General features: G+C 67.5%; 25 protein-coding genes and 1 pseudogene. 13 read left to right on the top strand and 13 right to left on the bottom strand.

The genetic code is table 11. The features are described 5' to 3' along the window. The 3 genes from C1737_RS19195 (at window position 1) to C1737_RS19185 (ending at window position 2,037) form a co-directional block, all read left to right on the top strand. On the top strand, window positions 1-741 hold the full coding sequence (locus tag C1737_RS19195) for an amino acid ABC transporter ATP-binding protein (RefSeq protein WP_199182990.1): 741 nt from the start codon (window positions 1-3) through the stop codon (window positions 739-741). 72 nt (window positions 742-813) lie between these two features. Further along, the gene (locus C1737_RS19190) at window positions 814-1,317 is read left to right on the top strand and encodes a MarR family winged helix-turn-helix transcriptional regulator (protein WP_067923517.1); all 504 of its coding nucleotides are present in this window, start codon (window positions 814-816) and stop codon (window positions 1,315-1,317) included. A 48-nt stretch (window positions 1,318-1,365) separates the two neighbouring features. After that, window positions 1,366-2,037: an SDR family oxidoreductase gene (locus C1737_RS19185; RefSeq protein ID WP_102419211.1), complete on the top strand. Its 672-nt coding sequence runs from the start codon at window positions 1,366-1,368 to the stop codon at window positions 2,035-2,037. 11 nt (window positions 2,038-2,048) lie between these two features. Here the strand turns inward: C1737_RS19185 and leuS are convergent, their stop codons facing one another. Continuing rightward, on the bottom strand, window positions 2,049-4,961 hold the full coding sequence (gene leuS, locus C1737_RS19180) for a leucine--tRNA ligase (protein WP_102419210.1): 2,913 nt from the start codon (window positions 4,959-4,961) through the stop codon (window positions 2,049-2,051). 179 nt (window positions 4,962-5,140) lie between these two features. On the opposite strand from leuS, the pseudogene C1737_RS19175 reads away from it, so the two are divergent. Both C1737_RS19175 and C1737_RS19170 read left to right on the top strand, forming a co-directional pair. Beyond that, window positions 5,141-6,291 (top strand): annotated as a pseudogene (locus C1737_RS19175) (LpqN/LpqT family lipoprotein). A gap of 65 nt (window positions 6,292-6,356) precedes the next feature. Continuing rightward, on the top strand, window positions 6,357-6,698 hold the full coding sequence (locus C1737_RS19170; RefSeq protein WP_067916907.1) for a hypothetical protein: 342 nt from the start codon (window positions 6,357-6,359) through the stop codon (window positions 6,696-6,698). A gap of 36 nt (window positions 6,699-6,734) precedes the next feature. On the opposite strand, the gene C1737_RS19165 is transcribed toward C1737_RS19170, so the two are convergent. Continuing rightward, window positions 6,735-7,340 (bottom strand): YqgE/AlgH family protein, encoded by a 606-nt coding sequence (locus tag C1737_RS19165; RefSeq protein WP_067916905.1) that lies wholly within the window; start codon window positions 7,338-7,340, stop codon window positions 6,735-6,737. 142 nt (window positions 7,341-7,482) lie between these two features. Here C1737_RS19165 and C1737_RS19160 point away from each other — a divergent pair, with 142 nt between their 5' ends. Together C1737_RS19160 and C1737_RS19155 are read left to right on the top strand one after the other, a co-directional pair. Then, on the top strand, window positions 7,483-8,802 hold the full coding sequence (locus C1737_RS19160; RefSeq protein ID WP_102420031.1) for an MFS transporter: 1,320 nt from the start codon (window positions 7,483-7,485) through the stop codon (window positions 8,800-8,802). Continuing rightward, window positions 8,802-9,575, top strand: coding sequence for a TIGR03084 family metal-binding protein (locus C1737_RS19155; protein ID WP_102420030.1), 774 nt, complete (start codon window positions 8,802-8,804; stop codon window positions 9,573-9,575). Before C1737_RS19160 ends, C1737_RS19155 begins: the two co-directional genes overlap by 1 nt. A gap of 70 nt (window positions 9,576-9,645) precedes the next feature. Here the strand turns inward: C1737_RS19155 and C1737_RS19150 are convergent, their stop codons facing one another. Together C1737_RS19150 and C1737_RS19145 are read right to left on the bottom strand one after the other, a co-directional pair. Beyond that, on the bottom strand, window positions 9,646-9,969 hold the full coding sequence (locus C1737_RS19150; RefSeq protein WP_197508970.1) for a DUF2710 family protein: 324 nt from the start codon (window positions 9,967-9,969) through the stop codon (window positions 9,646-9,648). 64 nt (window positions 9,970-10,033) lie between these two features. After that, window positions 10,034-11,929 (bottom strand): DUF5632 domain-containing protein, encoded by a 1,896-nt coding sequence (locus C1737_RS19145; protein WP_102419209.1) that lies wholly within the window; start codon window positions 11,927-11,929, stop codon window positions 10,034-10,036. An 82-nt stretch (window positions 11,930-12,011) separates the two neighbouring features. On the opposite strand from C1737_RS19145, the gene C1737_RS26900 reads away from it, so the two are divergent. Beyond that, complete coding sequence (locus C1737_RS26900) at window positions 12,012-12,155, top strand: hypothetical protein (protein WP_197508968.1); 144 nt, start codon at window positions 12,012-12,014, stop codon at window positions 12,153-12,155. 14 nt (window positions 12,156-12,169) lie between these two features. Here C1737_RS26900 and C1737_RS19140 read toward each other — a convergent pair whose 3' ends face one another. From C1737_RS19140 to C1737_RS19115, 6 genes are all read right to left on the bottom strand, one after another. Beyond that, window positions 12,170-12,481, bottom strand: a complete 312-nt coding sequence (locus C1737_RS19140) for a DUF2694 family protein (protein WP_068094609.1) — start codon at window positions 12,479-12,481, stop codon at window positions 12,170-12,172. Continuing rightward, window positions 12,478-12,795, bottom strand: a complete 318-nt coding sequence (locus C1737_RS19135) for an ESX-1 secretion-associated protein (protein WP_102420029.1) — start codon at window positions 12,793-12,795, stop codon at window positions 12,478-12,480. The genes C1737_RS19140 and C1737_RS19135 overlap by 4 nt, the downstream gene beginning before the upstream one ends. Window positions 12,796-12,845: 50 nt before the next feature. After that, a complete protein-coding gene (locus C1737_RS19130) occupies window positions 12,846-14,225 on the bottom strand; it encodes a DUF4226 domain-containing protein (protein WP_102419208.1) in 1,380 nt (459 codons plus the stop codon). Between the two features lie 146 nt (window positions 14,226-14,371). Next, window positions 14,372-14,734: a DUF4226 domain-containing protein gene (locus tag C1737_RS19125; RefSeq protein ID WP_067916898.1), complete on the bottom strand. Its 363-nt coding sequence runs from the start codon at window positions 14,732-14,734 to the stop codon at window positions 14,372-14,374. 16 nt (window positions 14,735-14,750) lie between these two features. Further along, window positions 14,751-15,566, bottom strand: coding sequence for a C40 family peptidase (locus C1737_RS19120; RefSeq protein ID WP_067916896.1), 816 nt, complete (start codon window positions 15,564-15,566; stop codon window positions 14,751-14,753). Then, window positions 15,563-16,333, bottom strand: a complete 771-nt coding sequence (locus C1737_RS19115) for a helix-turn-helix domain-containing protein (RefSeq protein WP_068094602.1) — start codon at window positions 16,331-16,333, stop codon at window positions 15,563-15,565. The genes C1737_RS19120 and C1737_RS19115 overlap by 4 nt, the downstream gene beginning before the upstream one ends. Window positions 16,334-16,476: 143 nt before the next feature. On the opposite strand from C1737_RS19115, the gene C1737_RS19110 reads away from it, so the two are divergent. The 4 genes from C1737_RS19110 (at window position 16,477) to C1737_RS19095 (ending at window position 19,687) form a co-directional block, all read left to right on the top strand. Then, window positions 16,477-16,893, top strand: coding sequence for a WhiB family transcriptional regulator (locus tag C1737_RS19110; protein WP_067916892.1), 417 nt, complete (start codon window positions 16,477-16,479; stop codon window positions 16,891-16,893). 85 nt (window positions 16,894-16,978) lie between these two features. Then, window positions 16,979-18,361, top strand: coding sequence for an acyl-CoA dehydrogenase family protein (locus tag C1737_RS19105; protein ID WP_068094600.1), 1,383 nt, complete (start codon window positions 16,979-16,981; stop codon window positions 18,359-18,361). 25 nt (window positions 18,362-18,386) lie between these two features. Next, the gene (locus C1737_RS19100; RefSeq protein ID WP_102419207.1) at window positions 18,387-19,358 is read left to right on the top strand and encodes a pirin family protein; all 972 of its coding nucleotides are present in this window, start codon (window positions 18,387-18,389) and stop codon (window positions 19,356-19,358) included. Further along, window positions 19,355-19,687 carry a GNAT family N-acetyltransferase gene (locus C1737_RS19095; protein WP_067916886.1) on the top strand — a complete coding sequence of 111 codons (333 nt, stop codon included), beginning with the start codon at window positions 19,355-19,357 and terminating at the stop codon, window positions 19,685-19,687. Before C1737_RS19100 ends, C1737_RS19095 begins: the two co-directional genes overlap by 4 nt. 367 nt (window positions 19,688-20,054) lie before the next feature. Here the strand turns inward: C1737_RS19095 and C1737_RS19090 are convergent, their stop codons facing one another. From C1737_RS19090 to C1737_RS19080, 3 genes are all read right to left on the bottom strand, one after another. Then, window positions 20,055-21,575 (bottom strand): hypothetical protein, encoded by a 1,521-nt coding sequence (locus C1737_RS19090; protein WP_142393473.1) that lies wholly within the window; start codon window positions 21,573-21,575, stop codon window positions 20,055-20,057. A gap of 100 nt (window positions 21,576-21,675) precedes the next feature. Continuing rightward, the gene (locus C1737_RS19085; protein WP_233214791.1) at window positions 21,676-22,065 is read right to left on the bottom strand and encodes a hypothetical protein; all 390 of its coding nucleotides are present in this window, start codon (window positions 22,063-22,065) and stop codon (window positions 21,676-21,678) included. 167 nt (window positions 22,066-22,232) lie between these two features. Continuing rightward, complete coding sequence (locus C1737_RS19080) at window positions 22,233-22,577, bottom strand: YncE family protein (protein WP_158243982.1); 345 nt, start codon at window positions 22,575-22,577, stop codon at window positions 22,233-22,235. Between the two features lie 252 nt (window positions 22,578-22,829). Between C1737_RS19080 and C1737_RS19075 the strand changes: the two genes are divergently transcribed. Next, on the top strand, window positions 22,830-25,445 hold the full coding sequence (locus tag C1737_RS19075; protein ID WP_102419204.1) for an AAA family ATPase: 2,616 nt from the start codon (window positions 22,830-22,832) through the stop codon (window positions 25,443-25,445). Window positions 25,446-25,495: the final 50 nt, after the last annotated feature.

The raw sequence follows: 25,495 nt of genomic DNA, 5'->3' as shown, positions 1-25,495 counted from the left end.
GTGGTCACGGAACGTCGGTCAGTATCGTTGGCCGCCAGGGACATTCACCAAACCCTGGGCGGGAACAAGGTGCTGCGCGGGGTCGATTTCGAGGCTGCCGCCGGCAGCACCGTCGCGGTGATCGGGCCGTCCGGCTCCGGCAAGTCAACGCTGTTGCGCACCTTGAACCGGCTGCACGAACCCGATAGCGGCGACATCCTGTTGGACGGCCGATCGGTGCTCCGCGACGACCCCAACGAGCTCCGGCAGCGCATCGGCATGGTGTTCCAGCATTTCAATCTCTTTCCGCATCTGAGCGTGCTGAAGAACGTGGCGATGGCGCCGCGTAAGTTGCGGCGCCTGGACACCGACGAGGCGCGCGAGCTGGCGCTGGCCCAGTTGGACCGAGTTGGCCTGAAGCACAAGGCCGATGCCCGGCCGGGCATGCTCTCCGGCGGCCAACAACAACGAGTGGCCATCGCCCGCGCGCTGGCGATGGCTCCGCAAGTGATGTTCTTCGACGAGGCGACGTCGGCGCTGGATCCCGAAATGGTGAAAGGGATTCTGCAACTGATCGCCGACCTCGGCGCCGACGGTATGACGATGATCGTGGTCACCCACGAAATGGGTTTTGCCCGCTCGGCATCCGACACCGTCGTCTTCATGGACCGCGGCAAGGTCGTGGAATCCGGGGCGCCGGAGCAGATTTTCGAAGCCGCGCAGACCGAACGCCTACAGCGATTCTTGTCGCAGGTACTTTGACCGCAACCATTGCACTAATTAGTCGGCATAGCGACCTTGTACGTGCCTGATATAGCGTTAGACTCCCCGGTTATGGCGGACAGCGAACCCAACTCGGCCGACGTGACCGAGCTTGCCGAAGGTTTGCACCGCGCGCTGTCCAAATTGTTTTCAATTCTGCGTCGGGGCGACCCGAGCGGCGCGGCCGCGGGCGAACTGACGTTGGCGCAATTGTCGATCCTGGTGACCTTGCTGGATCAGGGGCCGATCCGGATGACCGACCTGGCGGCCCACGAACGGGTGCGGACCCCGACCACCACCGTGGCGATCCGCCGGCTGGAGAAGCTGGGGCTGGTGAAACGCTCCCGCGACCCGTCCGACCTGCGGGCGGTGCTGGTCGACATCACGCCGCGGGGACGCGCGGTCCATGGCGAGTCCCTGGCTAACCGGCGCGCCTCCCTGGCCGCCATGCTCAGTCAGCTCCCCGCGTCCGACCTCTGCACCCTGATGCAGGCGTTGGCGCCGCTGGAGCGGCTGGCCTGCGGCGAACCGGCGCCCGGCCCCGCGGGCGAGCCGCCGGCCTGTAAAGAGGCGTGAAAGTACCTGCTATTCAGGCATTTTGGCTGCGCACGTAGACTCCCTTACATGCCCACTGCACTCATCACTGGAGCCGGCGGCGGCATCGGCTCCGCGATCGCCACGGCACTGGCCCCCACCCACGCCCTGCTGCTGGCCGGCCGGCCCTCTGACCGGCTCGACGCCGTCGCGGAGCGACTCAGCTCGACGACGTTTCCATTGGACCTGACCGACTCCGGCGATATCGAGGCCGCCTGTGAGGTCGTGGACGAACTCGACGTGCTGGTGCACAACGCCGGGCTGTCCATCCCCGGTCATGTCGCCGAGTCGGACGTCGAGCAGTGGCGCGCCACCTTCGCCGTCAATGTACTTGGGCCGGTGGAACTTACACTGGCACTGCTGCCCGCGCTGCGGCGTGCCCGTGGTCAGGTGGTCTTCATCAACTCCGGCGCCGGGCGCAACGTGTCGCCCGGTATGGCCTCCTACTCGGCGAGCAAGTTCGCGTTGCGCGCGTTCGCCGACTCGCTGCGGGCCGACGAGCCGGACTTGCGGGTGACGACGGTCTACCCCGGCCGCACGGACAGCGAGATGCAGCGCGAGCTCGTCGCGTTCGAGGGCGGCACGTATGAACCCGCCAAGTTCCTCAAGCCGGAGACCGTCGCGGCCACCGTCGCCAACGTGGTGGCCACGCCACGGGACGGCCATGTTCACGAAGTGGTGCTGCGGCCGACGGGCCGCTGATTGGGCGCCGGTCAGACGACCAGGTTGACCAGCCGGCCGGGGACCACGATCACCTTGCGCGGGCTGGCACCCGCCAGGAACGCGCGGACCTTCTCGTCCGACAACGCCGCGGCCTTCAGCGTGTCCTGGTCGGCGTCAGCGGCCACCACCACTCGCCCGCGCACCTTCCCGTTGACCTGCACGGGATATTCGACGCTGTCGTCGACCAGATAGGCCGGATCGGCCTGCGGGAACGGGCCATGCGCCAGCGAGGTGGTGTGGCCCAGCCGCAGCCACAGCTCCTCGGCCAGGTGCGGGGCCATCGGCGCCAACATCAGCACCAGCGGCTCCACCGCGGCCCGCGGCACCGCATCGCGGTGTTCCTTGGTCAGGTGGTTGGTGTATTCGATCAGCTTGGCGGCCGCGGTGTTATTGCGCAGCGCGGCATAGTCTTCCGAAACTCCCGCGATGGTGCGGTGCAGCGCTCGCAGGGTGCCGCTGTCGAGCTCTTGTGGTCCGTCCGTGTCGAGCACCCGCGTCGTGCCGGTCTGCTCGTCGACCACTAGGCGCCAGACCCGCTGCAGAAAGCGGTGCGCCCCGACGACGTCCTTGGTGGCCCACGGGCGAGAGGCCTCCAGCGGGCCCATCGACATCTCGTAGACCCGCAGCGTGTCCGCGCCGTACTCGTCGCAGATCTCATCCGGTGAGATCGAATTCTTGAGACTCTTCCCGATTTTCCCGAATTCCTGGAAGACCTCGATCTCGCCGTCCGGCCCCCCGTAGAAGAAGCGGCCGGCGCGCTCGACCACCTCTTCGGCGGGAACGTATGAACCGCGCGAATCGGTGTAGGCGAAGGCTTGAATGTAACCCTGGTTGACCAGGCGGCGGTACGGCTCCCGGGAACTGACGTGGCCCAGGTCGTACAACACCTTGTGCCAGAACCTCGCGTACAGCAGGTGCAGCACCGCGTGCTCGGCACCCCCGACGTAGAGGTCGACACCGCCGGGGTCCTGCGGGCCGTGCTCGGCGGGCCGTGGGCCCATCCAGTAAGCCTCATTCTCCTTGGCGCACAACCGCTCCGAGTTGTGCGGATCGGTGTAGCGCAGTTCGTACCAGGAGCTGCCGGCCCACTGCGGCATCACGTTGGTGTCGCGGGTGTAGGGCCGCAGGCCGTCGCCCAGGTCGAGTTCGACGTGCACCCAGTCGGTCGCCTTGGCCAGCGGTGGCGACGGTTCGCTGTCGGCGTCGTCGGGGTCGAACAGCACCGGGGAATAGTCGGGCACATCGGGGAGCTCGACCGGCAGCGCGGCCTCGCCGAGCGCGTGGGCGCGCCCGTCGCTGTCGTAGACGATCGGAAACGGTTCGCCCCAGTAGCGTTGCCGGGCGAAAAGCCAGTCCCGCAGCTTGAATTCGATCCTGGCCCAACCGCGGCCGTCCGCTTCCAGGCGGGCAGTGATCGCCTCCTTGGCCGACGCGACGTCCATCCCGTCGAGGTAACCGGAATTGACCAGCACGCCGTCCCCCGCGTACGCGGCCTCCGAGATATCGCCTCCGGCAATGACTTCCACGATCGGCAGGCCGAATTCGTTGGCGAAGTCCCAGTCGCGCTGGTCGTGGCCAGGAACCGCCATGATCGCGCCGGTGCCGTAGCCGGCCAGCACGTAGTCGGCGATGAAGATCGGCACCGGTTTCCCGTTGGCGGGGTTGGTCGCGTAACTGCCGAGAAAGACCCCGGTCTTGTCCCTGCTCTCCTGGCGCTCGAGGTCGGACTTCGCCGCGATCGCCCGTCGGTAGGCGGCGACCGCCTCCCCCGGCGTCGCGGCGCCGTACGTCCACCGCGGGTCGGTGCCCTCCGGCCAGGCGACAGCGATCAGCCCGTCGACCAGGTCGTGCTCGGGAGCCAGCACCAGGTAGGTGGCACCGAACATGGTGTCGGGCCGGGTGGTGAACACCTCGATGTCGACCGTCTCGCCGCCGGTGCCGTGCGCCGAGAACAGCGCCCGGGTGCCGGTGGAGCGGCCGATCCAATTGCGTTGCATGGTCTTGACGGGTTCCGGCCAGTCCAGCACGTCCAGGTCGTCGAGCAGCCGGTCGGCGTAGGCGGTGATGCGCATCATCCACTGCCGCAACCGCTTCCGGAAGACTGGGAAGTTGCCGCGATCGCTGCGGCCGTCTGCGGTGACCTCCTCGTTGGCCAGCACCGTGCCGAGCCCGGGGCACCAATTCACCATCGAGTCGGCGCGGTAGACCAGGCGGTAGCCGTCGATCACGTCGGCCCGCTCCCCCACCGACAACGTGGCCCAGTCCCGTCCGTCCTCGAGGTTCCTTATGCCGGAGTCGAATTCGGCGATCAGCTCGGTGATCGGGCGGGCCTTGCCGGCCGCGGTGTCGAACCAGGCGTTGTAGATCTGCAGGAAGATCCATTGCGTCCACTTGTAGAACTCGACGTCGGTGGTCGAAAAGCTGCGCCGGCTGTCGTGACCCAGGCCCAGCCGGCCCAGCTGACGCCGGAAGTTCACCACGTTGGCCTCGGTCCGGGTGCGCGGATGGGTGCCGGTCTGCACGGCGTACTGCTCGGCTGGCAGCCCGAAGGCGTCGAAACCCAACGCGTGCAGGACGTTATGTCCCGTCATCCGGTAGTAGCGGGCGTAGACGTCGGTGGCGATGTAGCCCAAGGGGTGGCCGACGTGCAGTCCCTCCCCCGAGGGATAGGGAAACATGTCCTGCACGAACAACTTGTCAGCGGGGACCGGGGTGCCGTCCGTCGGGGCCAGCGAACCGACCGGGTTGGGCACGTTGAACGTGCCGAGCCTGGCCCAGTTCTCCTGCCAGGTGCTCTCGATCCGCCCCGCCAGCGCCGCGGTGTAGCGATACGTCGGTGCATCGGAGTCCGTCTGAACGGCACCGGAGTTGCCCGCGGCGGCGGTGGTCGGGGAGTCGGTCACCTGAACAGGGTATAAGGATGGCCGCGGCCCGACCGCCCGGCCACAGGATGGTCTCGGTTCCGTTGCGCACGGATCAGAGGTTCATCCCAGGTCTGTCTCGGGCCTATTCACCGCCTTTGACCTGTAGTTACAGTCGGCCTCTAACTGCTGGCAGTGCGCCATTGGAAGGACCGACGCAGATGATCGAGACCCTCCCCGCCCACCGTGTGCTTCTCGGGGGTATGGTCGCCGGCCTGATCGGCCTGGCGGTTCTCACCAGCGCCCAGGCATCCGCAGATCCCCTGATTCCCGCCCCGGCACCCGTTCCCGCGATCCCGGCGCCGGCGCCGGCGCCGCAGAACGTCACCGCCGTGCCCGCGCAGGCGCCGACCAACCGGTTGCTCGCCGCACCGCCGGCGTCGAACCCCGTCGCGTCGCCTGCGGCCCCGGGCGCTTCCGCGCCTTCCGCGGTCACACCCGCCGCGCCGGTCGCCCCCGCGGTCACTCCCGCCACCTCCGGGACCATCCGCGAATACTTGGAGTCCAAAGGGGTCAAGCTCGAGGCGCAGAAGCCGCAGGGACTCAAGGCGCTCGACATCACCTTGCCGGTGCCGGCCCGCTGGACTCAGGTGCCTGATCCCAACGTGCCGGACGCCTTCGCGGTGATCGCCGACCGGCAGGGCAGCAGTATTTATAGCTCGAATGCGCAGGTGGTGGTGTACAGGCTGGTCGGCAACTTCGATCCCAGAGAGGCCATCTCGCACGGTTACGTCGACAGCCAGAAACTCCTCGCCTGGCAGCCCACGAACGCCTCGATGGCCGATTTCGGCGGCTTCCCGTCGTCGATCGTCGAAGGTACCTACCGTGACGGCGACATGACACTGAACACCTCGCGGCGCCACGTCATCGCCACCTCGGGGCCGGACAAGTACCTCGTGTCGCTCGCCGTGACCACCGATCGCGCGGTGGCCGTCGCCGACGCACCGGCCACGGACGCCATCGTCAACGGCTTCCGCGTGACCGTTCCCGGGGCCCCCGTCCCCGCGCCGGCCCAGACGCCCGCCGCCTCGCCGGTCGGGCTTCCCGGGCAGACGGCGGTCACCGCCCCCGTCGGGCAGGCACCCGCCGCTGCCCCCGTCGGGCAGGCACCCGCCGCCGCTCCGGTCGGGCAGGCGCCGGCGGTGGCTCCGCTGACGCAGACCTCGGCCACCGCCCCGGTGCGCCTCCCGGTGCAGGCGCCCGCCCCGAGCCGGCAGCCAGCGCCGAACCTGCTGGCCCTGGTTCCAGGCCTGCCCCCGCTGCCGTTCCAGGCCTGCCCCCGCTGCCCAACTTCTCATTCCTCCAGCACTAGGCCCCCGCCCCGACACCGCCGGAGCCCACTGAGCGGGCCGACGGCCGGGCTCGTATTGTGAGCCCATGCTGATTGCGGGCGTGCTGTGCATGTGTGCGGCGGTGGCCGCCGCCGGGTTCGGAACGTGGTCGCTGGCGCACCCCCAGAATGTCGACCCCACCGCGCTGGCGCTGCGGTCCATGGCACCGGCGCAGCTGGCCGCGGCGATCATGCTGGCCGCCGGCGGGGTGGTGGCGCTGGCCGCATCCCCGCACACCGCGCTGGTGGTGCTGATCGTCTGCGTCACCGGAGCCGTCGGGACGGTCGCCGCCGGATCCTGGCAGAGCGCGCGCTTCGCGCTGCGGCAAGAGGCGGCCGCACCCGCGTGCGCGGGGACCTGCACCGGCTGCACGCAGTCCTGCCACTGACATCCGCCGGAACCCCGGACGCCCGGGGGAGTGGAGCTAGTTGCGGCTGAGGTCGATCGGATGGGTGGCCAGCAGCGACAGAGGCAGCGGCTGGCGACGAAGCACCTGCCCCCACAGGTCTGATCGAGCCCCCGTCAAAACGTCAGATGGCAACGCGGACAGGACGATCCAGTCGTCGCGTTCGATTTCGCCTTCCAACTGGCCGATGGTCCAGCCGGAGTAGCCCGCGAAGATCCGCACCCCCTCAACCAGCGGCGCGATCGTGTCGGGCTCGGCGTCCAGATCGACCATCACCACCCGCCCGGCCACGTGCCGCAAGCCCGCAACACCCGCCGGATCGGCGCCGACTCGCAACGTCGCCAGGCACAGGGCCGCGTCACGCTTCACCGGTCCGCCGATGAACATCGTCTTCGGCTTGGCCGCCAATTTGGTCCACTGCGGCAGCACGTTGTAGACCGCGGTCTCGCTGGCGCGGTTGAGCACCACCCCCAACGTCCCGCCGTCGTTGTGCTCGACGATGTAGATCACGCTGCGCCGGAAGGTCGGTTCGAAGAGATCGGTGTTGGCCAGCAGCAAGGTACCCGCGCGCACTCGCTGCGCGGCCGGCGCGACATAGTCCTCGGGATCCTCGGGCGGCGGCACCCCACCATCATCGCATCCGGTGCTCGCCGCCCGGGCGAATCAAGCCCGGGGCGTGAAGATTTGTACTGTTGGTAAAGCGGCTCGGATCGCGGCGAGCTTGCTAGCCCCCCTCGTGGAAGTCGGTTTTGTGATCCAATCCCGGATGCACTCAAGTGCACCCGCCGAAATATGGCGGTCGGTGCGTGGTTTGCCAGACTTCTGGCGGCTGCTGCAGGTGCGCATGGCGAGTCAATTCGGTGACGGTCTGTTTCAGGCGGGGCTCGCGGGAGCGTTGCTGTTCAATCCGGACCGGGCCGCCGATCCGATGGCGATCGCGCGGGCATTCACCGTGTTGTTCCTGCCTTACTCGCTGTTGGGACCGTTCGCGGGAGCGCTCATGGACCGCTGGGACCGGCGGCTGGTGCTCGTCGGTGCCAACGCCGGCCGCCTCATCCTGATCGCCGCCATCGGGACCATCCTGGCCGTCCGGGCCGGCGAACTGCCGCTGTTATTGGGCGCGCTGTTCGCCAACGGCCTGGCGCGGTTCGTCGCGTCCGGGCTGTCGGCGTCGCTGCCGCATGTCGTGCCGCGCGAACAGGTGGTGACCATGAACGCCGCAGCGAATGCGGCCGGGGCCGTCGCCGCCTTCATCGGCGCCAACTTCATGCTCGTTCCCCGGTTCGTGTTCGGCGCCGGCGACAAGGGCGCCTCGGCGATCATCTTCCTCACCGCGATTCCGGTGTTGATCGCCTTACTGCTGTCGTGGCGGTTCGGCTCCCGCGTGTTGGGCCCGGACGACACCAAGCGGGCGATCCATGGGCCGGTTGTCTACGCCGTGGTCACCGGCTGGCTGCACGGCGCGCGCACGGTCGCCCAACGGCCGACGGTCTCCGCCACCCTGTCCGGCCTGGCCGCCCACCGCATGGTGATCGGCATCAATTCCTTGCTGGTGCTGTTGCTCGTCCACCACATGACCGATCCCCAAGCCGGGGGATTGGGTACCGCGCTGCTGTTCTTCGGCGCCGCCGGCCTGGGCGCGTTCCTGGCCAACGTGCTGACTCCGCCCGCGGTCCGTCGCTGGGGGCGCTACAGGACGGTGAACGGCGCGTTGGCGATGTCGGCGATCGTCGAGGTCACCGGCGCGGGGCTACTGCTGCCGATCATGGTGGCGTGCGGCTTCTTCCTCGGTGTGACCGGACAGATGGTCAAGCTGTGCGCCGACTCGGCGATGCAGATGGACGTCGATGACGCCCTTCGCGGGCACGTGTTCGCCGTCCAGGACGCGCTGTTCTGGGTCTCGTTCATCGTCTCGATCACGGTGGCCGCGGCGTTGATTCCCGCCGACGGGCATGCACCGGCATTCGCATTGTTCGGCTCGGGTCTGTATCTGGCCGGTCTCGCCATGCACAGCTTCCTGGGCCGGCGCGGCGAGCAGGCGAATAATCGCTACCCGGCGGGGGCGATGGACGAGCGGAGGCAATGATGGCGGGTCCCGAACTGATCGTGGCCGATCTACGTGCGGAAAGCGATGAGCTTGACGCCCTGGTGGCGGAGCTGCCGGCCGAACGCTGGGCCGATCCGACGCCCGCGCCGGGCTGGACCATCGCGCATCAGATCGGCCACCTGTTGTGGACCGACCGGGTCGCGCTGACCTCGGTCACCGACGAGGCGGGGTTCGCCGAACAGCTCAAGGCCGCCGCCGCCGACCCAACGGGCTTCGTCGACGCGGGCGCGGCGGAGTTGGCGACTCTGGCGCCGGCCGAATTGCTCGCCGATTGGCGGGCCACCCGTGGCCGGCTGCACGACGAGCTGCTGAACGTTCCCGCTGGGCGCAAGCTTCCCTGGTTCGGGCCGCCGATGAGTGCGGCGTCGATGGCTACCGCGCGGTTGATGGAGACCTGGGCTCACGGGCTGGACGTGGCCGACGCGCTGGGCGTCAAGCGGGTGGCCACCGACCGGCTGCGGTCGATCGCCCACCTGGGGGTGCGCACCCGCGACTACGCGTTTTTCGTCAACAATCTGCCCGCTCCGGCCGAGCCGTTTCTGGTCGAGCTGCACGGACCCGGGGGCGACACCTGGAGCTGGGGACCTCCCGACGCGGTGCAGCGGGTCACCGGTTCGGCCGAAGACTTCTGCTTCCTGGTCACGCAGCGCCGCCCACTCAGCGGTCTGGACATCACGGCGCACGGGGCCGACGCCCAGCGCTGGCTGGAGATTGCGCAAGCCTTCGCGGGACCGCCCGGCGACGGTCGATGAGCGCGCGTGCGCGCGAAGAGAGCCGGCGCCCATCCGACCCGGCGACGGTCGATGAGCGCGCGTGCGCGCGTTAGTGGAGCGGGCCGCCGTAACTTGCCCGGTTCTCGGCCTCGGCCTCTTCACGCAGCGCCGAAATCGCCAGATTGAGCCTGTCGGCGAGCTCGCCGTGGGCATATCCGGTCATCACGCTCGGGTGCAGGTTCAGCTTGAGTAACCGTCCGTCGGAATTCGCCACGGCATAGATGTCACCGAGGTCGACGCTGTAGGTGACGGCCTCGGCCTGGGCCACGAGGGCTTCCCATTTGTCGGCGGCTTCGCTCAGTTCGCGCAGAACTGATTCGACGAGATCCTTATCGCTGAGATTCGCGCGCCTGCCCGAACCCGACACGGTCACAGTATGTCGACCCCTCCCACCAGCGTCAATTCAAAAATCCTGGTTGCGCGCAACCACCCGTGGCCTATCTGCCGGGCGGCGGGCTGGCGAGTTTCTGATACCAGGCGAGGTGATAGTTCGCCGACACCGCGTCTCCGCTCGCGATGCCTTCGGTGGCGGCCATCAACAGACATTTGAGCAGAAGCGCCGGATTCACGGCCGGGTACTGGACCAAAAGCTGGTAGCGCGCCGTATCGAGGTGCACCCGCAGCACGTCGACCTCCTGGTCGACGATGAAGGCCTCCGCGGCGGCCGCGTCGGCCAGCCTCTGCACAATCCGGGGGAGTCCGTCGAAGCGGCGCGTGGTGTCGCTCAGCACTCTGCGCAGGTCCTCGATGGGCGGCAGCTCGCGCGGTTCCAACGACGACTTGGTCGCGGCGAAGTCGACCGAGCGGCGCAGCGAAGCACCGGGAGCGTAGGTCACGATGCGCACGGCGTCCCCGAGCAACGCGGTGACCCTGCCGCTGCGTTGCTCCGGTTCCAGCAACCGCACGCCGGCCGGCAGCGTGATGCCGGCCGGTATCCATCCGTGGGCGAGGTCGGTGACCAAAACTGTCGTGCCGTCCGCACGATCACCGACCGCCCAGTTCAACCGCGGCTCCTGGCGGACCACGAACTCGAGGAGTCGGTTCAGTCGCTCGACATCGAAACCTGTTGCAGTGACGGTTTTTTCGGAAGGCGGGCGGGGCGGCTCCTGGGAAGGCGGCTCATCTCGGCCCGTGGCGGGATCGCCGACGACCGCGTGGTGACGACCGCTGTCCGCCGGCTCGTCGGCGACGGGCAGGGCCTCGGTGATCGCGGGGATGACCTGAGTCTCCTCGAGGGAAGCCAACTCCGCGTCGTCGGCGGGCGGCGGTTGCTGGGCCGGCCGCGCCTCGTCCGGGACCGGCGGCGGCTCCGGCGCCTCCACGTGGTGGCGACCGTTGCCGACGGCGTCCCAATGCGCCGCGCTCTCGGCCGGCTCGTCCATGACGGGCCCGGCCTCGGTGATCGCCGGGATGACCTGCGTCTCCTCCGTCGAGCCCACCGTGGTGTCGTCCACCGGTTCTGGAGCCCACTCGGGTGCGGCCTGATCGATCGCCCGCTCTTGCGCTTCCAGGTGGTGGCGACCGTCGGCGACGGGCTCCGCGCTCCCGGCCGGCTCGTCAATCGCGGGCACGTCCTCGCTGATGGTGGGGATGACCTGGGTCTCCGCAAGAGAAGCCGCCGCTGCGTCGTCGTCGGGCGCATGCTCTTGGGCGGGCCGCGTCTCGTCCGGGACCGGCGCCGGGACCGGCGCCTCCACGTGGTGGCGGCCGTTGGCGACGGGCTCCGCATCAACTGCAGGCGGTATGACCTGGGTCCCCTCCTGGGCGGTCGTCTCATCCGGAGGCGGAGCGGCGTCGTCACCGTCTTGCGGCCCGACCGGAGCGGGCTTGTCGGCGATCCGCCAGCGTGGCTTACGCACAGTCCTGGTGGGCGCATTGGAAGGTTCCGCGTCCGTCACCGAAGGAATGACTTGGGTCTGATCCATGCCCGGTGCCGGTGGTCCGGCGAAGTGCGGGCCGGGATGCCCGACGGTCACCCCGGCGTTCGAGGCGCGCAGCTGGCGGATCGTCGATTCGACGCGCCGCACCGCGCGGGCACGCGATTCATCGATGACCCGGGTCTCCTCCGCCTGGCGGGGCAAATCGGCCAGACCCGCACGTTTGATCATCTTGAGCTGCTCGTTCGCGCTGTCGGCGATTCGCCGTAGGTCAGTCCTCAGATAGTCTGCAAGCGCGGTGTTTTCGGCGGTGATCGTGGAAAGCTCGGCAGGCCAAAGCCCACCGATCACCCACGGGGTGCAATCGATGGGAGAGCTGAAGGCCGGCATCGACAGTGATTCCCGGGTAGCTCTCCGGAGGCGCTGACGCGCCGTCATCCGACCGAAGATCGCCACCGGCTAAGCGTACCGGGAGCTGATGAATCGCCTATTCGGTCGGTGAATTGTGCAGCTGTGACGGCCTGGGTAGCGTGGAGATATGGCTGAATCTGCCCTGCAGCAGCAACTCGACGAGGTGCGTGCCCTGCTCGCTCGCGCACGAGAGTTGTTCGGCCCCAATCCCGTAGAGCCACCCACGGATATCGCTCCAGATCCCGAGGCGGCCAAGACCTGGGTGCTCTAGGTGGGCGGAACCGGTTAGGTCGAGCCGCCGCGGCGGCGCAGCTTATGTGCCAGTAGCTTCTCGATCGCCGCATCGAGGTCTCGCGGGGTCGGCACCTCTGCCGAGGGAGTGTGTCCGGCCGCCAGGATTTCCTCGCGGATTTCCAGCAATGCCTTCAGGCAAGACACGTCGGCCGTCAGCAAGATGCCTCGTGCCAGTGTGTCGGCGTCGGTCTCCATCGCCTCTTCGCTCAGGGCGACGCTGTGCATGTACCCGCCGCGGCAAGAGCGGACGAGGATGTGCCCACTCGGGTGAACGGTGTCAAAAGCGGGGTTCGCGTCCGTCATCGACCGCGGTCAGCAATGCCGCCGAGGTTGCGCGCCGCATCCTGCTCGTGCTGTTCCCACATCGTTGCCGACGCCCTGAGTTTGTCCGCCAAATCGGCGTGGTCGGCTGCTTGTTGCTCATAGCACTGGCGTCTGAGCTCGAGCAGTTCGCGCCCGGCGTCACGCAGTTCACCGAAGATGGGGCCCAGCGAGTCCAGGCTTTCCTGGATGGCCTCGTGCGAACACGGCACCGTGCGTAAGTACTCGGACGTCTCCTGGTGACGCGCAGCGGCTTCACGCAGGTGCGCGGGCACCACATGGATCGAATCTGCCATCCGCTGTCTCCTTTTCCCGTCCGCCGGCCAGACCGGCGGGATCACTATTGTCAGGTGGCCGGCCAACTCGCCGGCCGGGTGGGTGTCGGTGTGTCTGGCTTCGTCGGTGCGGTCGCGACCGCGGCCGCCGCCGGTGGATGCTCCCAGCCTAGAAAGCTTGGTCCGCTCACGGTGGCGATGTCTTGGATTTGGCCATCGAGAAGGGCCTTGCCCGGGCCGAGGGCAAGGGCGTGCCGGTCGATGAACATTCCGATGTCCGCCGGAGCCACGTGCGACACGTCGACCGGTTCGGTGATCGCGGTGCCCGGCGGTGGAATCGTTATTCCTTGCTGCTGGAAGGCATCCGGTATCGCCACTCCACCGACCGCGGCCCTGATCGCAGCCGCCAGCTGGGGACTGGCCGCCGTCACCGTCTCACCGTCGGGCAGGGTCACCGTGGTGGGACCGGCCGGAGTCGATGCATCTCCCACCGCCGACGCGTCCTGGACGGCGTCCCCGTCTTGGTCGCCCGGTTCATCCGACGATGGGTCCGTCTTCGCATCGTCGTCGGTGGGGTCCAGCACGCCTTCGTCGTCGAGGCCCTGCAGCGCAGGATCCGTTCCGTCGTCACCCTGCAGGCCGGGAAGCGGGAACCCGCTCGGCGGCGCGCCGAGGCTCGGCAGTCCGGACGCGAGGCTGGGCATTGTCGGCGGCACAGGAGCCAAGGGCGCGGGGGGAGCGGTCACACCCTCCGGCACAACCGTTCCCGACGAATCATCGGGTGGCAGGCCCGGGTCGTCTGCCAACAACGAATCCAGCAGCGGATCCCAGTCGGAGTCGCCCGTGGCCGGCGCGGTGGCCGCATCGGCGTCGGACGACACCCTGGCCGAGGGGCGTTCTTCGGAAGTGTTCGACTGATTCTTGGACGCGTCGTACAGCGACGTCCATGCCGCCATCAGTGCCGACTTCGACGTGTCGTCGAGGCTCGCGTCGAGGACCACCGCGCGAATGTCACGGAGTTTGCCGATCAGAAAGCGCTGAAAATCGCGCGCCCCGGCCGGGGTGTCCAAATCCGACCGCGTCCGCACCGCGGCTTCGGTGTCCTGCTGCAACTTCGCCAACGCCTGGCCGCCTTCGACGGTGTTGAGGTGGGCGTTCAAGATGGCCGTGATCACCTGCATGTCCAGCTGAGAACTCGCTGAATTCTGGTGCGACAGTGCGGCTTCGGCTCGCGAGATGGCTTCCGCCGCCTCGCCCTTCTCTCCTTCCGGCATCGCCGCATGCTGCTGGCGGATCTTGTCAACGATCGCCTGGAGCCGCTCGGGACGCGCCGTGGGGGTGATCACGGCGGCCAGCTCACTGGGCGACGGGCCCGCCTGCCACGCGTTGGGGTCACCGGTTTGGTCCCGGGCATATTTCACCGCGGCAAGCAGCTCCTCGTACGTGGACATCAGCTAGCCGACCGGCGCTGCGGTCACCGCTTGTCTTTGCGGCAGGTGTCGCGGCCCCTCCATGCCCGGCGACAGTACCCAGACCCTTTCCGGTGGACAATTCACTGCGCCAAGCGATTGTGGATGACACGGTGATGCTTGCCTTGCTAGCCGTTGCCCGAGCTGTACCCGTCCCGAAGGCCTTCCAGTACAGCCTTTTTCGCTCGACCGAGTTCACGCGCCTCCTCGACGACCGCGGTGATCTCGCGCTGCTTGGCGAGCAGAAACCGCTGAAACTCACGCGCCCCCGTCGGCGTGTCCAGCGCAAGGTTCGCCTGATGCGCGGTGGCATGGTCGATCTGCTCGGCGATGGCATCCAATCGCCTGGCGCCTTCGCGCGTGGCGGCGTGGGCGCTGGCCAGCACTTCGGCCAGCACGCGGTCGGCGTCGGCCGCCGTACCGTGCTGGCCGGCCAGGTCCGATTGCCGTGCCTGCATGGCGGCTACCGAGGGTCCGGCTTGTTCCGTCATCGACTCACCCTGTTCGTCATAGCGGTCGGCGAATAGCGACGTTGGCGCCCAGCCGGCTGATCCGGACCGAGGCTCCCGAGTAGGGCGCTTCGACCACCAGGTTGTTGCCGATGGCCAGCTGGACGTGTCCGGCGTGCGGGAAGACCAGATCACCGGCGCGGACTTGCGAACGAGTCACCGGGATCCCGTCGTTGATCTGCTGATAGGTGGTGCGGCCCAGGCGAATTCCCGCTTGCGCGTAGCTCCACTGCACCAGCCCCGAACAATCGAACCGGTCGGGGCCGGTCGCACCCCAGACGTAAGGTCGGCCAAGGCGCGACAATGCGGCGCGCACCGCGATTGCGGCGCGCCCGGTCGATCCCGACCCCCCGGCGCGGTGGCGCAGGAGTTGGTAGCGCAGCGAACGCAGTTCCCCCACGCGTCGTCGCGCCCGGAGGCGGGCCGATAAAACATGGGCGCGTTGGGTCCGCAGTCGCGCCGCGCGGCGACGCATCGCTTCGCGCTGGGCCATCGGTGTCACCGGGACGGCTGCGTCGGCTCGTGCTTCGTCGAGTACGCCCCGGGTCAGATCACGGGCCTCGGCCCGCTCGCGTAGAGCACCGGCGATGACGCCGGCTGCGGCGGTATCCGCGGCGGCGGCCGTGGCGAGCCGTTGCCGGCCGTGATCCGCGGCGAGCCGGTAACCCCCGTGCGCCAAGGCGTCGTTCAACCCGCCGGCTGCGCGCAACAGGGTGCGATAGTGTCCCGTGCCCGCATCCAGTGATGGTGGCCGCGTGCCGCCGGCGAACAGGTCGTGAGCGCGGCTCAGCAGCTCGATATCGCTGTGGGTCACTGCGCCTCCTCGGCTTGTGGGGCTTCGGATTCGACGGCGGCGGTGAAGGCGCGGACGCGAGGGAGCGCTCCAGGTGGAATAACGCCCCGGTTGCGGATGTCCCACATTTCCCCGACGTCGACGCCGACCAGCGCGGCGATGATCGTCTCCGGCAAGGACGATCGGGCGCATGCCCGGTCGAAGCGCGCGCTCAAGCTGGTCGGCATCCGCTTGAGCAGCGCAGTTCGAGTCGCCTCGAGGGCTTGGAGATGGTCCATCAGGCGGTCGGTGGAGTCCGCGCCGGCGTTCACCGCGACCCGCCAGGAACCGGCGGCCAGCAGTTCTGCCTTCACGCACTGAGCGATCACAGACAGAATATACGTCTCATATTCGTTTGATGTTGTCGCAGGCAAGCGATCGATGACGGATTTGAGGGCTTCGAGCTGAGCTTCGGCATAGCCTTCCAGCACTTCCGTGTCGCTATGCCGGTCTACGACCACTGGTCCGGTGCGCCGTGCGGGCTCGACGGCGGGCGGTTGCGCAGCCATCAGCCGGGCTAGTTCCGCATCCGGATCGGCGGCCACCAACAGCCGCGAATACGTACCGGGCGGCAGGCCCAGCCCATTCTCAACCTTTTGAACTGTGCTTTTGTGGGGCTTGCGGGCGCCCCGCTCCAGGAAACTCAAACCCATGATGCTGACGCCGGTGACGGCGGCCAGGTCGGCCAATGACCAGTCACGTGACTCCCGGAGGGCGCGGATCGCCGCGCCGGCCGATTCACGGCTCATCGCACGCTCCGGCCATAGGCCGGATATTACACACGCCGGGTCGTATCGCTGTAGATATACGTTTCTGTCACGTTTCTCTTGCGCAGTGACTCCATGTCTGTATACGCTTCTGTCTACGTTTCACGCTCGACAAGGAGACCGACATGGGACACCCCTGCGCTGCCAACCCGGAACTTTGGTTCGGCTACCCCGACGACGACGGTGGTGACGGCGCCGCGAAGGCCCGTGCGTACGAGCGGTCGGCCGTCGAGGCGCGGATCCAATGCCTGCGCCGTTGTCCGCTGGCGCAGCAACGCCAATGCGCCCAGCACGCCATCGCGCACCGCGAGGAATACGGCGTGTGGGCCGGCGTCAAACTGCCGGGGGGCCAATACCGCAAGCGCGAACAGCTCGCGCAGGCCCACGAGGTGCTGCGGCGCATCGCGTCCGGCGAGATCAATTCGCGTCAGCTGCCCGAGAACGCGGCCCTGCTCGCCAACCACGAACACGAGGCCGTTGCGGTTGCCGCGGTGGTGCTGCACCTGCCGCTCGCACAGGTGGGGCCGCGCTCGGCCGCCTGAGCTTCCTTCGCGGGCCAGTTTGCTGACCTGGTCGACGGGGTAGACGGGCGGCACGACCGAGTCTGTCGACCCAAAGGCGGGATCCATGACGTTCGACCTGACCCCGACCGCAGCGCAGCACGACCTGGCCCGACGGACCCACGAGTTCGCCGAAGAAGTGATCCGCCCCGTGGCGCTCCACTACGACCAACGGCAGGAGTTCCCGTGGCCGGTGTTGGAGGAGGCGGCCCAACGCGGCTTTTACAGCCCGCTGTTCTACCGCGACCTGATCGGCGATCCGACCGGCCTCTCGCTGCCGATGTTCATGGAGGAGCTGTTTTGGGGCTGCGCCGGGATCGGGTTGGCGATCGTGATGCCCGCATTGGCCCTGTCGGCGATCGGACAGGCCGCGTCGCCAGAGCAGATGGTGGAGTGGGCGCCCGAATGCTTCGGTACCCCAGGCGATCTCAAGCTCGCGGCGCTGGCGATCTCCGAACCCGAGGGCGGCAGCGACGTACGCAATCTGCGCACCCGCGCGCGCCGCGACGGTGACGACTGGATCATCGACGGCCACAAGATGTGGATCGGCAACGGCGGGATCGCCAACGTGCATGTGGTCAACGCCGTCGTCGACGAGGAGCTCGGCCACCGCGGCCAGGCGCTGTTCGTGGTGCCCGGTGGCACGCCCGGGTTGAAGCTGGTGCGGAAGCTGGACAAGCTGGGCTGCCGCGCCTCCCACACCGCCGAGCTGTTGTTCGAAGGCGTCCGGGTGCCGGCCGCGAATCTGCTTGGTGGACAAGAGAAACTGGAGCACAAGCTCGCGAAGGCGCGTGAGGTGGTGGCGGGCGGGAAGCGTTCGGGGTCGGCGACATTGGGCACATTCGAACAGACCCGGCCCATGGTCGCCGCCCAGGCCATCGGGATCGCGCGCGCCGCGCTGGAGTACGCAACGGCATACGCCACCGAGCGCGAGGCCTTCGGCGCGCCGATCATCGACAATCAGGGCATCGCCTTCCCGCTGGCGGAGCTGGCCACCCAGATCGACGCCGCCCGGCTGTTGACATGGCGAGCGTCGTGGATGGCGGCCAACAACGTTCCCTTCGAACGCGGGGAAGGCTCGATGTCGAAGATGGCCGCCAGCGAGGTGGCCGTGAAGGCGACCGAACGCGCCCTTCAAACCATGGGCGGCTGGGGTTACATCACGGATCACCCGGTGGAGAAGTGGTATCGGGATGCCAAGCTGTACACCATCTTTGAAGGCACCAGCGAAATCCAGCGGATGGTGATCGCCAACGCGCTGGGCGCCACCGTCGGCACGCCGCCACTGCACGTCGTGCTCGAGCCGTCGGGCGGACCGTTGAACCGGGTTTTCGGCCGCGGCACCCCGCTGCGGTCCCGCGCCGCCGATACCGCACTGTCGATGCAGGACCGAGTGCCCGAACCCGTCATGCGGCTGGCCATGAAGGTGCTCCGGCCGCCACGCAAGTAATGGCGTATGGGTACCGTCGGGTGCGATGAGCAACCTCGAGCCGGCGCCGGTCGAAGTCGCCTGCGCGGCTTCGCCAAGCGTGGGCGTCGAAGTGCTGCGGCCCCGGGAGGTTCCGTTGGGCGGGCCCCGCGCCATGCAGGTGCATCGCACGCTTCCGCAACGCCAGCGCTCGCTGATCGGGGCGTGGTGCTTCATCGACCACTACGGCCCTGCGGCGACGCGCATGGACGTTCCGCCGCATCCGCACACCGGACTACAGACGGTGAGTTGGTTGTTCAGTGGGGAAGTGGAGCACAACGACAGCGCCCGTGTGCGCGCTGTGGTACGGCCTGGTGAGCTGAACCTGATGACCGCGGGTGCCGGTACCTGTCACTCCGAGGTGTCGGTAGAGTCGCCGGCCGTCTTGCACGGCGTGCAGCTCTGGGTGGCGCTACCCGGAGCGGCGCGGGACACCGGTCGCGACTTCGCCCACTACGTGCCGGAGCCGGTGGCGATTTCCGGTGCGACGGTGCGTGTGTTTCTCGGGGAGCTGGCGGGCAGCCGTTCCCCGGTACACATCTTTACTTCGCTGCTGGGCGCCCAGATCGATCTCGGCGTCGGAGCTCGCCTGGACGTCGATGTCGACCCGACATTCGAGCACGGTGTGCTCGGCGATGCAGGTTTCGTCCAGGTGGAGGATGCCGCTCTGGCGGCCTCCGAGCTGGCCTACCTGAACCCCGGCCGATCCGCGCTGCGCCTGCGGAACGTGGGGGAGGGGCGGGCGCGGGTACTGCTACTCGGTGGGACACCGTTCACCGAGGAGTTGGTGATGTGGTGGAACTTCGTCGGACGAAGCCACGAGGACATCCTGGAGTACCGCCAACTGTGGGAGGACGGCGACGATCGTTTCGGCGTCGTCCACGGTTACCGGGGTTCGCTTGCCCGCCTGCCCGCCCCGCCGCTGCCGACCACGCGGCTGCGGCCTCGACCCGTACCGCAACGAAAGGGAAACACATGACCACCGACAAGACAGGAGCCGAAGCGACCGTCAGCCTCGAGGACGGCCGCTACACCATTGCCGTGGACGGCAAGCAGGTCGGCCTCGCCGACTTCGCCGACCGTGGCGACCAGCGGGTTTTCTACCACACCGAAATCGATCCGGCGTACGGCGGACGCGGCCTGGCCACGATTCTCGTCGAAGAGGCGCTCAACGAAGCCCGGGACGAAGGCAAGCGCATCGTTCCGGTGTGCTCGATGATCGGCACCGTGCTCAAGAAGCACCCCGAATACGACGACATCACCGACGCGGTTACGCCTGACGTTCAGCGGTGGTTGCAGTCGTCGTAGCGAGGGCTAGCGCTTCTATTGGCCAATGAACGGCCCGTCTTCGGGCGCGTCATGCTAGTCCCTCCCTGACCATCCTCGTATTTCGTCAACCGAATTGGACATGAGGTGACTAAAAATAGTTGTGTGCGATTCCATTAAAATCGCTTTTCCACTCGGTGATCATCGTTCCGCGATCCCCTCCGCGGTGTCATTGCGACGTTGTCCACAATCATCGACCGTGTCAACGATCCACCACTCGGTATCGCGGCGAAGATGGGTTGAGAAATCGCCAGAAGTGAAGGAGATTTCACAATCATCGCATTCCAATGAGACAGCCGGGTTGGTCAAGCGAGGCCAAGCCTGAAGGCGCGTGCTGCGACCGGGTTTCCTAATTGCGCCCCAAGAGCTCGCTGCCCTCGACGTTTGGAGCGCGCCGTATGCGGCGCACGATGGCCCTGACCGCGCTAACACCCGCAGCACCACCCAAGCCGAGCAGGAGAAGGGGTTCCCACCAAGTGTCCTTGATGACAAAGGTGCCGGTGCGGTGGACCTCGATGTCGTGACCGACGTCGCCAGGCAGAGCACTGATGACCGGCCCTCGGTCGTGCGGCGCGTCGCTCGGGTGCGCGTAACAATTATTGAAAGGCATGTCGTCACTAGCCGCCCCGCGGTCCCAACAGCGCTCGACTGTCATTCGAGCGGGAGCGCCGAAGTGCTGATTCCACACCAGGAATGTCGCGATGGCGATCAGCGCGAGCGAAAGAACCGACGAGCCCAGGATCGTGAGAATTCGGGGGCGATCCCTACGTCGGCTGCGCGCTGTGTCACCGTGATCCCGTCCTGATAGCGGTTCTCTGACATCGGCGGTCGGGTTGCCGGTGGGTAGGTTGTGGGCGCTTGCGGCTCTGTCCTCCAGATGCCGGGTCAAGGCGAATTTCTCAGTGAGCGTCAGCCAATCCGCGCCGGAGACCACATAAGCAGGGCGCTCATTCGGGCTCGGCACATTGTCGCGCCACGAAAATCGAAATCCCGATCCCACTAGAGCGAGACATCCGATAGGCAGTGGCTGCACGCCGGGAACGCCCACGACCATGCCGGTGATGGCGGGGTAGTTATACGTGCTGCCATCGCCGCTGGTGACACTATCGGGCTGGAAGATTGCTGGTGTCGCGATCACCTGCGCACCCGAAGCCGAGGCCTTGAGCGTATTGCCGTTTGGGTCGATCACCCGGATCGCATCGTTGTCCACGTCGAGGACCAGGCTCGGTTGCGACAGTGATCGCTGAAGTCGTAGTTGTTTTCGAATGGCATACGGCGAGATCTGTTCGGCCAGATAGGGGTTGGGAAACAGTAGGCACCGAGTCGGTTCCCCCGGTGCAGGCCCGCGTACATCCATTCCACTGCGGCGCCCGCCTATGGCGAGAAGCTCATCGAACTCTGAGTCCGACAACCAGGCGTCGACGGTCTGGACGGGCGGCGCGTCGAGCCGCGTTGCGGGAGCAATGCGACGATCTCGTGCGCCGAGAACAAACCGGTGTGAGTCACATTGCAGGTGAAGCGCCACGCCCGTCGTCACCCATGCGCCTATCTGGGCGTCAACGAATGAAAAAACACGACCCGGCCGCTGATTGACCGTCAGGCCATCGCTCGTGACGTCAATGAGGACCTTTCGGTGCGAACGCCACCACAAGTAGGCCAACCAGGGCAGGGGGATTAAGAAGAACAGAGCCATCCCCACGGCCAAGCCCACGCGGGCCCCGAAGGCGACACCGACCCCCAAGCCCACGCCGATCGCCAAGCCGTACAGGACGGCGGTTTGCTTTCCGGCTATCGCGGTCATTGTGGAGCCAATGGACGGAGGGGAGGCCACGAACTGGCGCGACGCAGCCGATCTGTCATTGACGCTCATCCCGATCCCAACGTTTCGCGCCGCCCCACTAAAGCAACAAGTGCGTACGATCCACGCCCACGACGTTCACCCATGGAAAATGCGATGCGTCGCCGACGTTTTACGGGTGAAAGCCCGGAGGCGTGTCCCCTGGGTTGGGGCAGAACATCAGGCCGCATTGGACGTTACCGGGATTATCACCCGGTGGATTATCGCCGTCCCAAAGTGCGGAAAGTGACAGCGTGTTCTGCCCGTTCGGTTGGGTCCGAGGGACATTGCCCCACCCGGCGGGGACCTTGTACCAGGTATGACAGACAGTCATATCCCAGGCGTAATGATCGAAGCGCAGATTCGGGCCCGACGGCCAGTCCATGGACTGCCCTGGGCACCACGTGTGTGGGCCCGAGATGGCATGGGCGGTACCTGCGCCCAGCGCCAGACTGGCTACCGCGACCCCGACGGACAGCAGTGCTCCCGTCATGATCTTGTTCACGGGGTGATTGATGTTCATATTGTGTTTCCTTCGTGATCCGTTGCCGTCCTCGGTATGTCGTACGAACATTGCAGACCGTTCGGGTCGCTACCGATCTCAAGAACACTGCGCTGCTGCACGTCATCCGTCATGCTTTGTAGGTGTCTGGACATTGACCATCGGCGTTCAGTTGGTTGGGCGGACGTCTAGACGCTGATCATCGACGCGGTGTTGTCGCCGTAGTCGGTGATGTAGAGCTCGGCGCCGTCCGGGCTGACCGCCAAACCCGGAGGTTCGCTGCCGGTGGGGATGGTGGTGATGACCTTGTCGGTGGCGGTGTTGACCGCCGTTACGGTGTTACCGGAGCTGTCGATGACGTATCCAGCGCTCGCAAGAGCCGCACCGACACCGAGGGTGAGCGCGCCGGCGCTGAGCCAGGCGGCGATCTCGGCCTGGTGCCCAGGCTTGTCGGCGTGATGGTCCCCCGTGGCGCTAGGAGCCTTGTTGGCTCTAGCGGCCTTTGCGGCGTTGGTGATTCGCCGACGACTCATCTGCATCGACCTCGATCCGCTTGACTGGTCAATGTGTGGTGCTGACCCCGCCGGTGTTCGCGGTTCGGGGCGCGGCCCGGGGGCATTGCGGCTACAGTGAGGCCGCATCATGTCCCGATGTGCGGTGCTGTTTGCCGCGCGCCCTCCGGGGCGCTCGGTATGTAGTCTGCGTTGGCTGGTGGCCTAGGTGCATGGGGCGTTTTCCCTATTTTTCGGTGCCGCCAACAGCGGCTGAAAGCGGGAGCCGGTCGGGTGGAGCGGTTGCTGGAGCGCCAGGAGGCGATCGCCGAGCTGGGCGGGATCACGCGGGACGTTGCCTGCGGCGGTGGCGGGCGGCTGGTGTTGGTGAGCGGGGAAGCCGGAGTCGGCAAGACCGTGGTGCTGGGGCACATTGTGGCCCAGTTGGATTCCGCGATGCAGGTGCTGCGCGGCTGGTGCGACCCGTTGGCCACGCCGCGCCCGTTGGGGCCGCTCATCGACGCGTTGGCTGGCGTGGGTCCCGCCGCGGCCCGAGCATTGGACGCGGCGATCCTGTCCGGTGACACCGGCGTGCTCTACCGCCGGCTGTTGGCGTTACTGCGCGATGGACACCATTGGCTGTGGGTGATCGAAGACGCTCATTGGGCCGATGGCGCGACCCTGGATCTGCTGCGGTTTCTGGCCCGGCGCGTCGATTCGCTGCCGCTGCTGCTGGCAGTGTCCTATCGCGACGATGAACTTGACCGACAGCACCCACTGTCGGTCGCGCTGGGAGATATCGCCACCTGCGCGGCAGTCAGTCGCATCCAGTTGGAGCCGCTGAGTCCCCAGGCGGTGGCCCAGATGGCCACCGGCAGCGGAGTAAACGCCGAGCAGCTGCACCAACTCACCGGCGGTAACCCATTTTTCGTCACCGAGGTGCTGGCCACCGGCCCGGCCGCGTTGAGTCGGCAGGGCTTGCCGCACAGCATCACCGAGGCGGTCCGCGGCCGGCAGGGCCGCCTGTCGGTGGCCGCACGTGAGACCGCTGACGCGGTGGCAGTCTGCGGCCCACGTGCGCCGGTGGATCTCGTGGAAAAGGTCTGCCCGATGGCCGGCACGGGGCTGGGCGAATGCCTCGACGCCGGGGTGCTGGTCGCTGACGCGAACACGATCGGCTTTCGCCATGAGCTGGCCCGCCGCGCCACCACGGAACGGATACCCGAATACGAGCGGCGAGCGCTGCACAAACGGGCATTGGCGGTGTTGGCCGAACCGCCAATCGATCCGGATACGTTGGTGGCGTTAGCATTTCACGCCGAGCGCGCCGACGATATCGGCGCCGTCATCCGCTACGGGCCTCCGGCCGCCGAGCGGGCCTTGGCGCTGGGCGCGAACCGCGAAGCCGCCGAGCTGTACGAGGTCACGCTGCGTTACGCCAAAACCGCCCCGGCCGAGCAGCGTGCCGTCTGGCTCGAACAGCATGCCTTCGCCAGCTACGCCTGCGGGCTCGCAGAGGCGGCTGTGTCCTCGTGGCGGGAAGCGGCGATGCTACGCCACGATCTGGGTCATCGACTCGCACAAGCCGAGGACCTTCGTTGGCTGTCCCACCAACTGTGGGGGACTGGCCGCACCCGCCAAGCCGCCGAGGCGGGACGCGCCGCATTGGCGTTGGCACAAGGCGACGGTGCGAGCCGCCAGCTGGCCTCGTCGCTGGTGAACATGACCCAGGTGGGGGTGTGGGGTTTCGACGCGGCTGCCGCCGAGTATGCCGCCCACGCAATGGCGGTCGGTGCCCAACTCGGGGATGACCTGACCATCGCGCAAGCTCGCGGTTTTGCCGCGCTGGCCCGCGTGTTGCGGACCGACACCGGATGGGACGAGTTGGAAGCTGCCTGGCGCGACACCATGGCTGCCGACGTGCGCGGCGAACACGCCGGCCTGCTCGGGACGTGCGTGTGCGGGTTCGCCGCGATGCATTATGACTTGGACCGGGCCTACAGCTGCCTTGCCGATGCCGTAGCGCATTGCCGAGACCGTAACCTGATCACGTTCGAGGCATTGAACCGCGGCATCGATGCCTTGCTGGGTCTGCATCGCGGCAACTGGGACACCGCCCGCTCAGCTGCGGAGGACGTACTCACCCGCCCGGGGTTGGTCGCGGTGAACACCACCGTGCCGCGACTGACCCTGGCCCTCATCGACGCCCGCCGCGGCGAACCACCCACCACATCGCTGCTCGACTACAACACGGCCGTACCCTTCTCCGACCATCTGCGGCTGTTTCCGGTGTGGGCGGCGCGTGCAGAGGTCGCGTGGTTGGCCGGCGACGACGACACCGCGCGCACCGAGGCTCAGACCGCCCTGGCAGCCCTCGAAGACGAGGCCGATGCCTGGCTGATTGGGTCGCTGCGTCGCTGGGCGCAACTGCCCGGCGCCGGCATGGCGCCCATCGCCGTCGAGAACCCGATCACTCCCTTCCACTTAGAAGTCAGCGGCGACTGGCAGGCCGCCGCCACCGAATGGACGCGCCGCGGCTGCCTGTACGAAGCGGCCGTCGCCCAACTCGGCGGCGACATCGCTGCGGTGCAGTCAGCGCACGACACTTTCCGCCGGCTCGGGGCACGCGCCGCGGCCCGCCGCGCCCAACAGCGCCTCGCCGCGCTGCGCGGTCCAACCCGCCGCGGCCCATACGGTCAAACCCTTGCCGACCCCGACGGGCTGACCCGCCGCCAACGCGAGGTCCTCGAACTGCTCACGTCCGGCCACAACACCGCAGGCATCGCCGCCACCCTGCACATCAGCACCAAAACCACCGACAACCACATACAGGCCATCCTGGCTAAACTCGGGGTCAGCACTCGCGCCCAAGCCGTCGCCCACGCCCTGCGAGATCCGGTCACGACTTAGCGCTGAAGAGAGCACACCGACAGCCCGCCGCGTAAACCACGTCGGCTACA

Source organism: Mycobacterium sp. 4858, assembly GCF_900240975.1.
Taxonomy (GTDB): domain Bacteria; phylum Actinomycetota; class Actinomycetes; order Mycobacteriales; family Mycobacteriaceae; genus Mycobacterium.
Note: the sequence above shows the minus strand (reverse complement) of the source record. Positions and strands in the feature narration are given on the sequence as shown.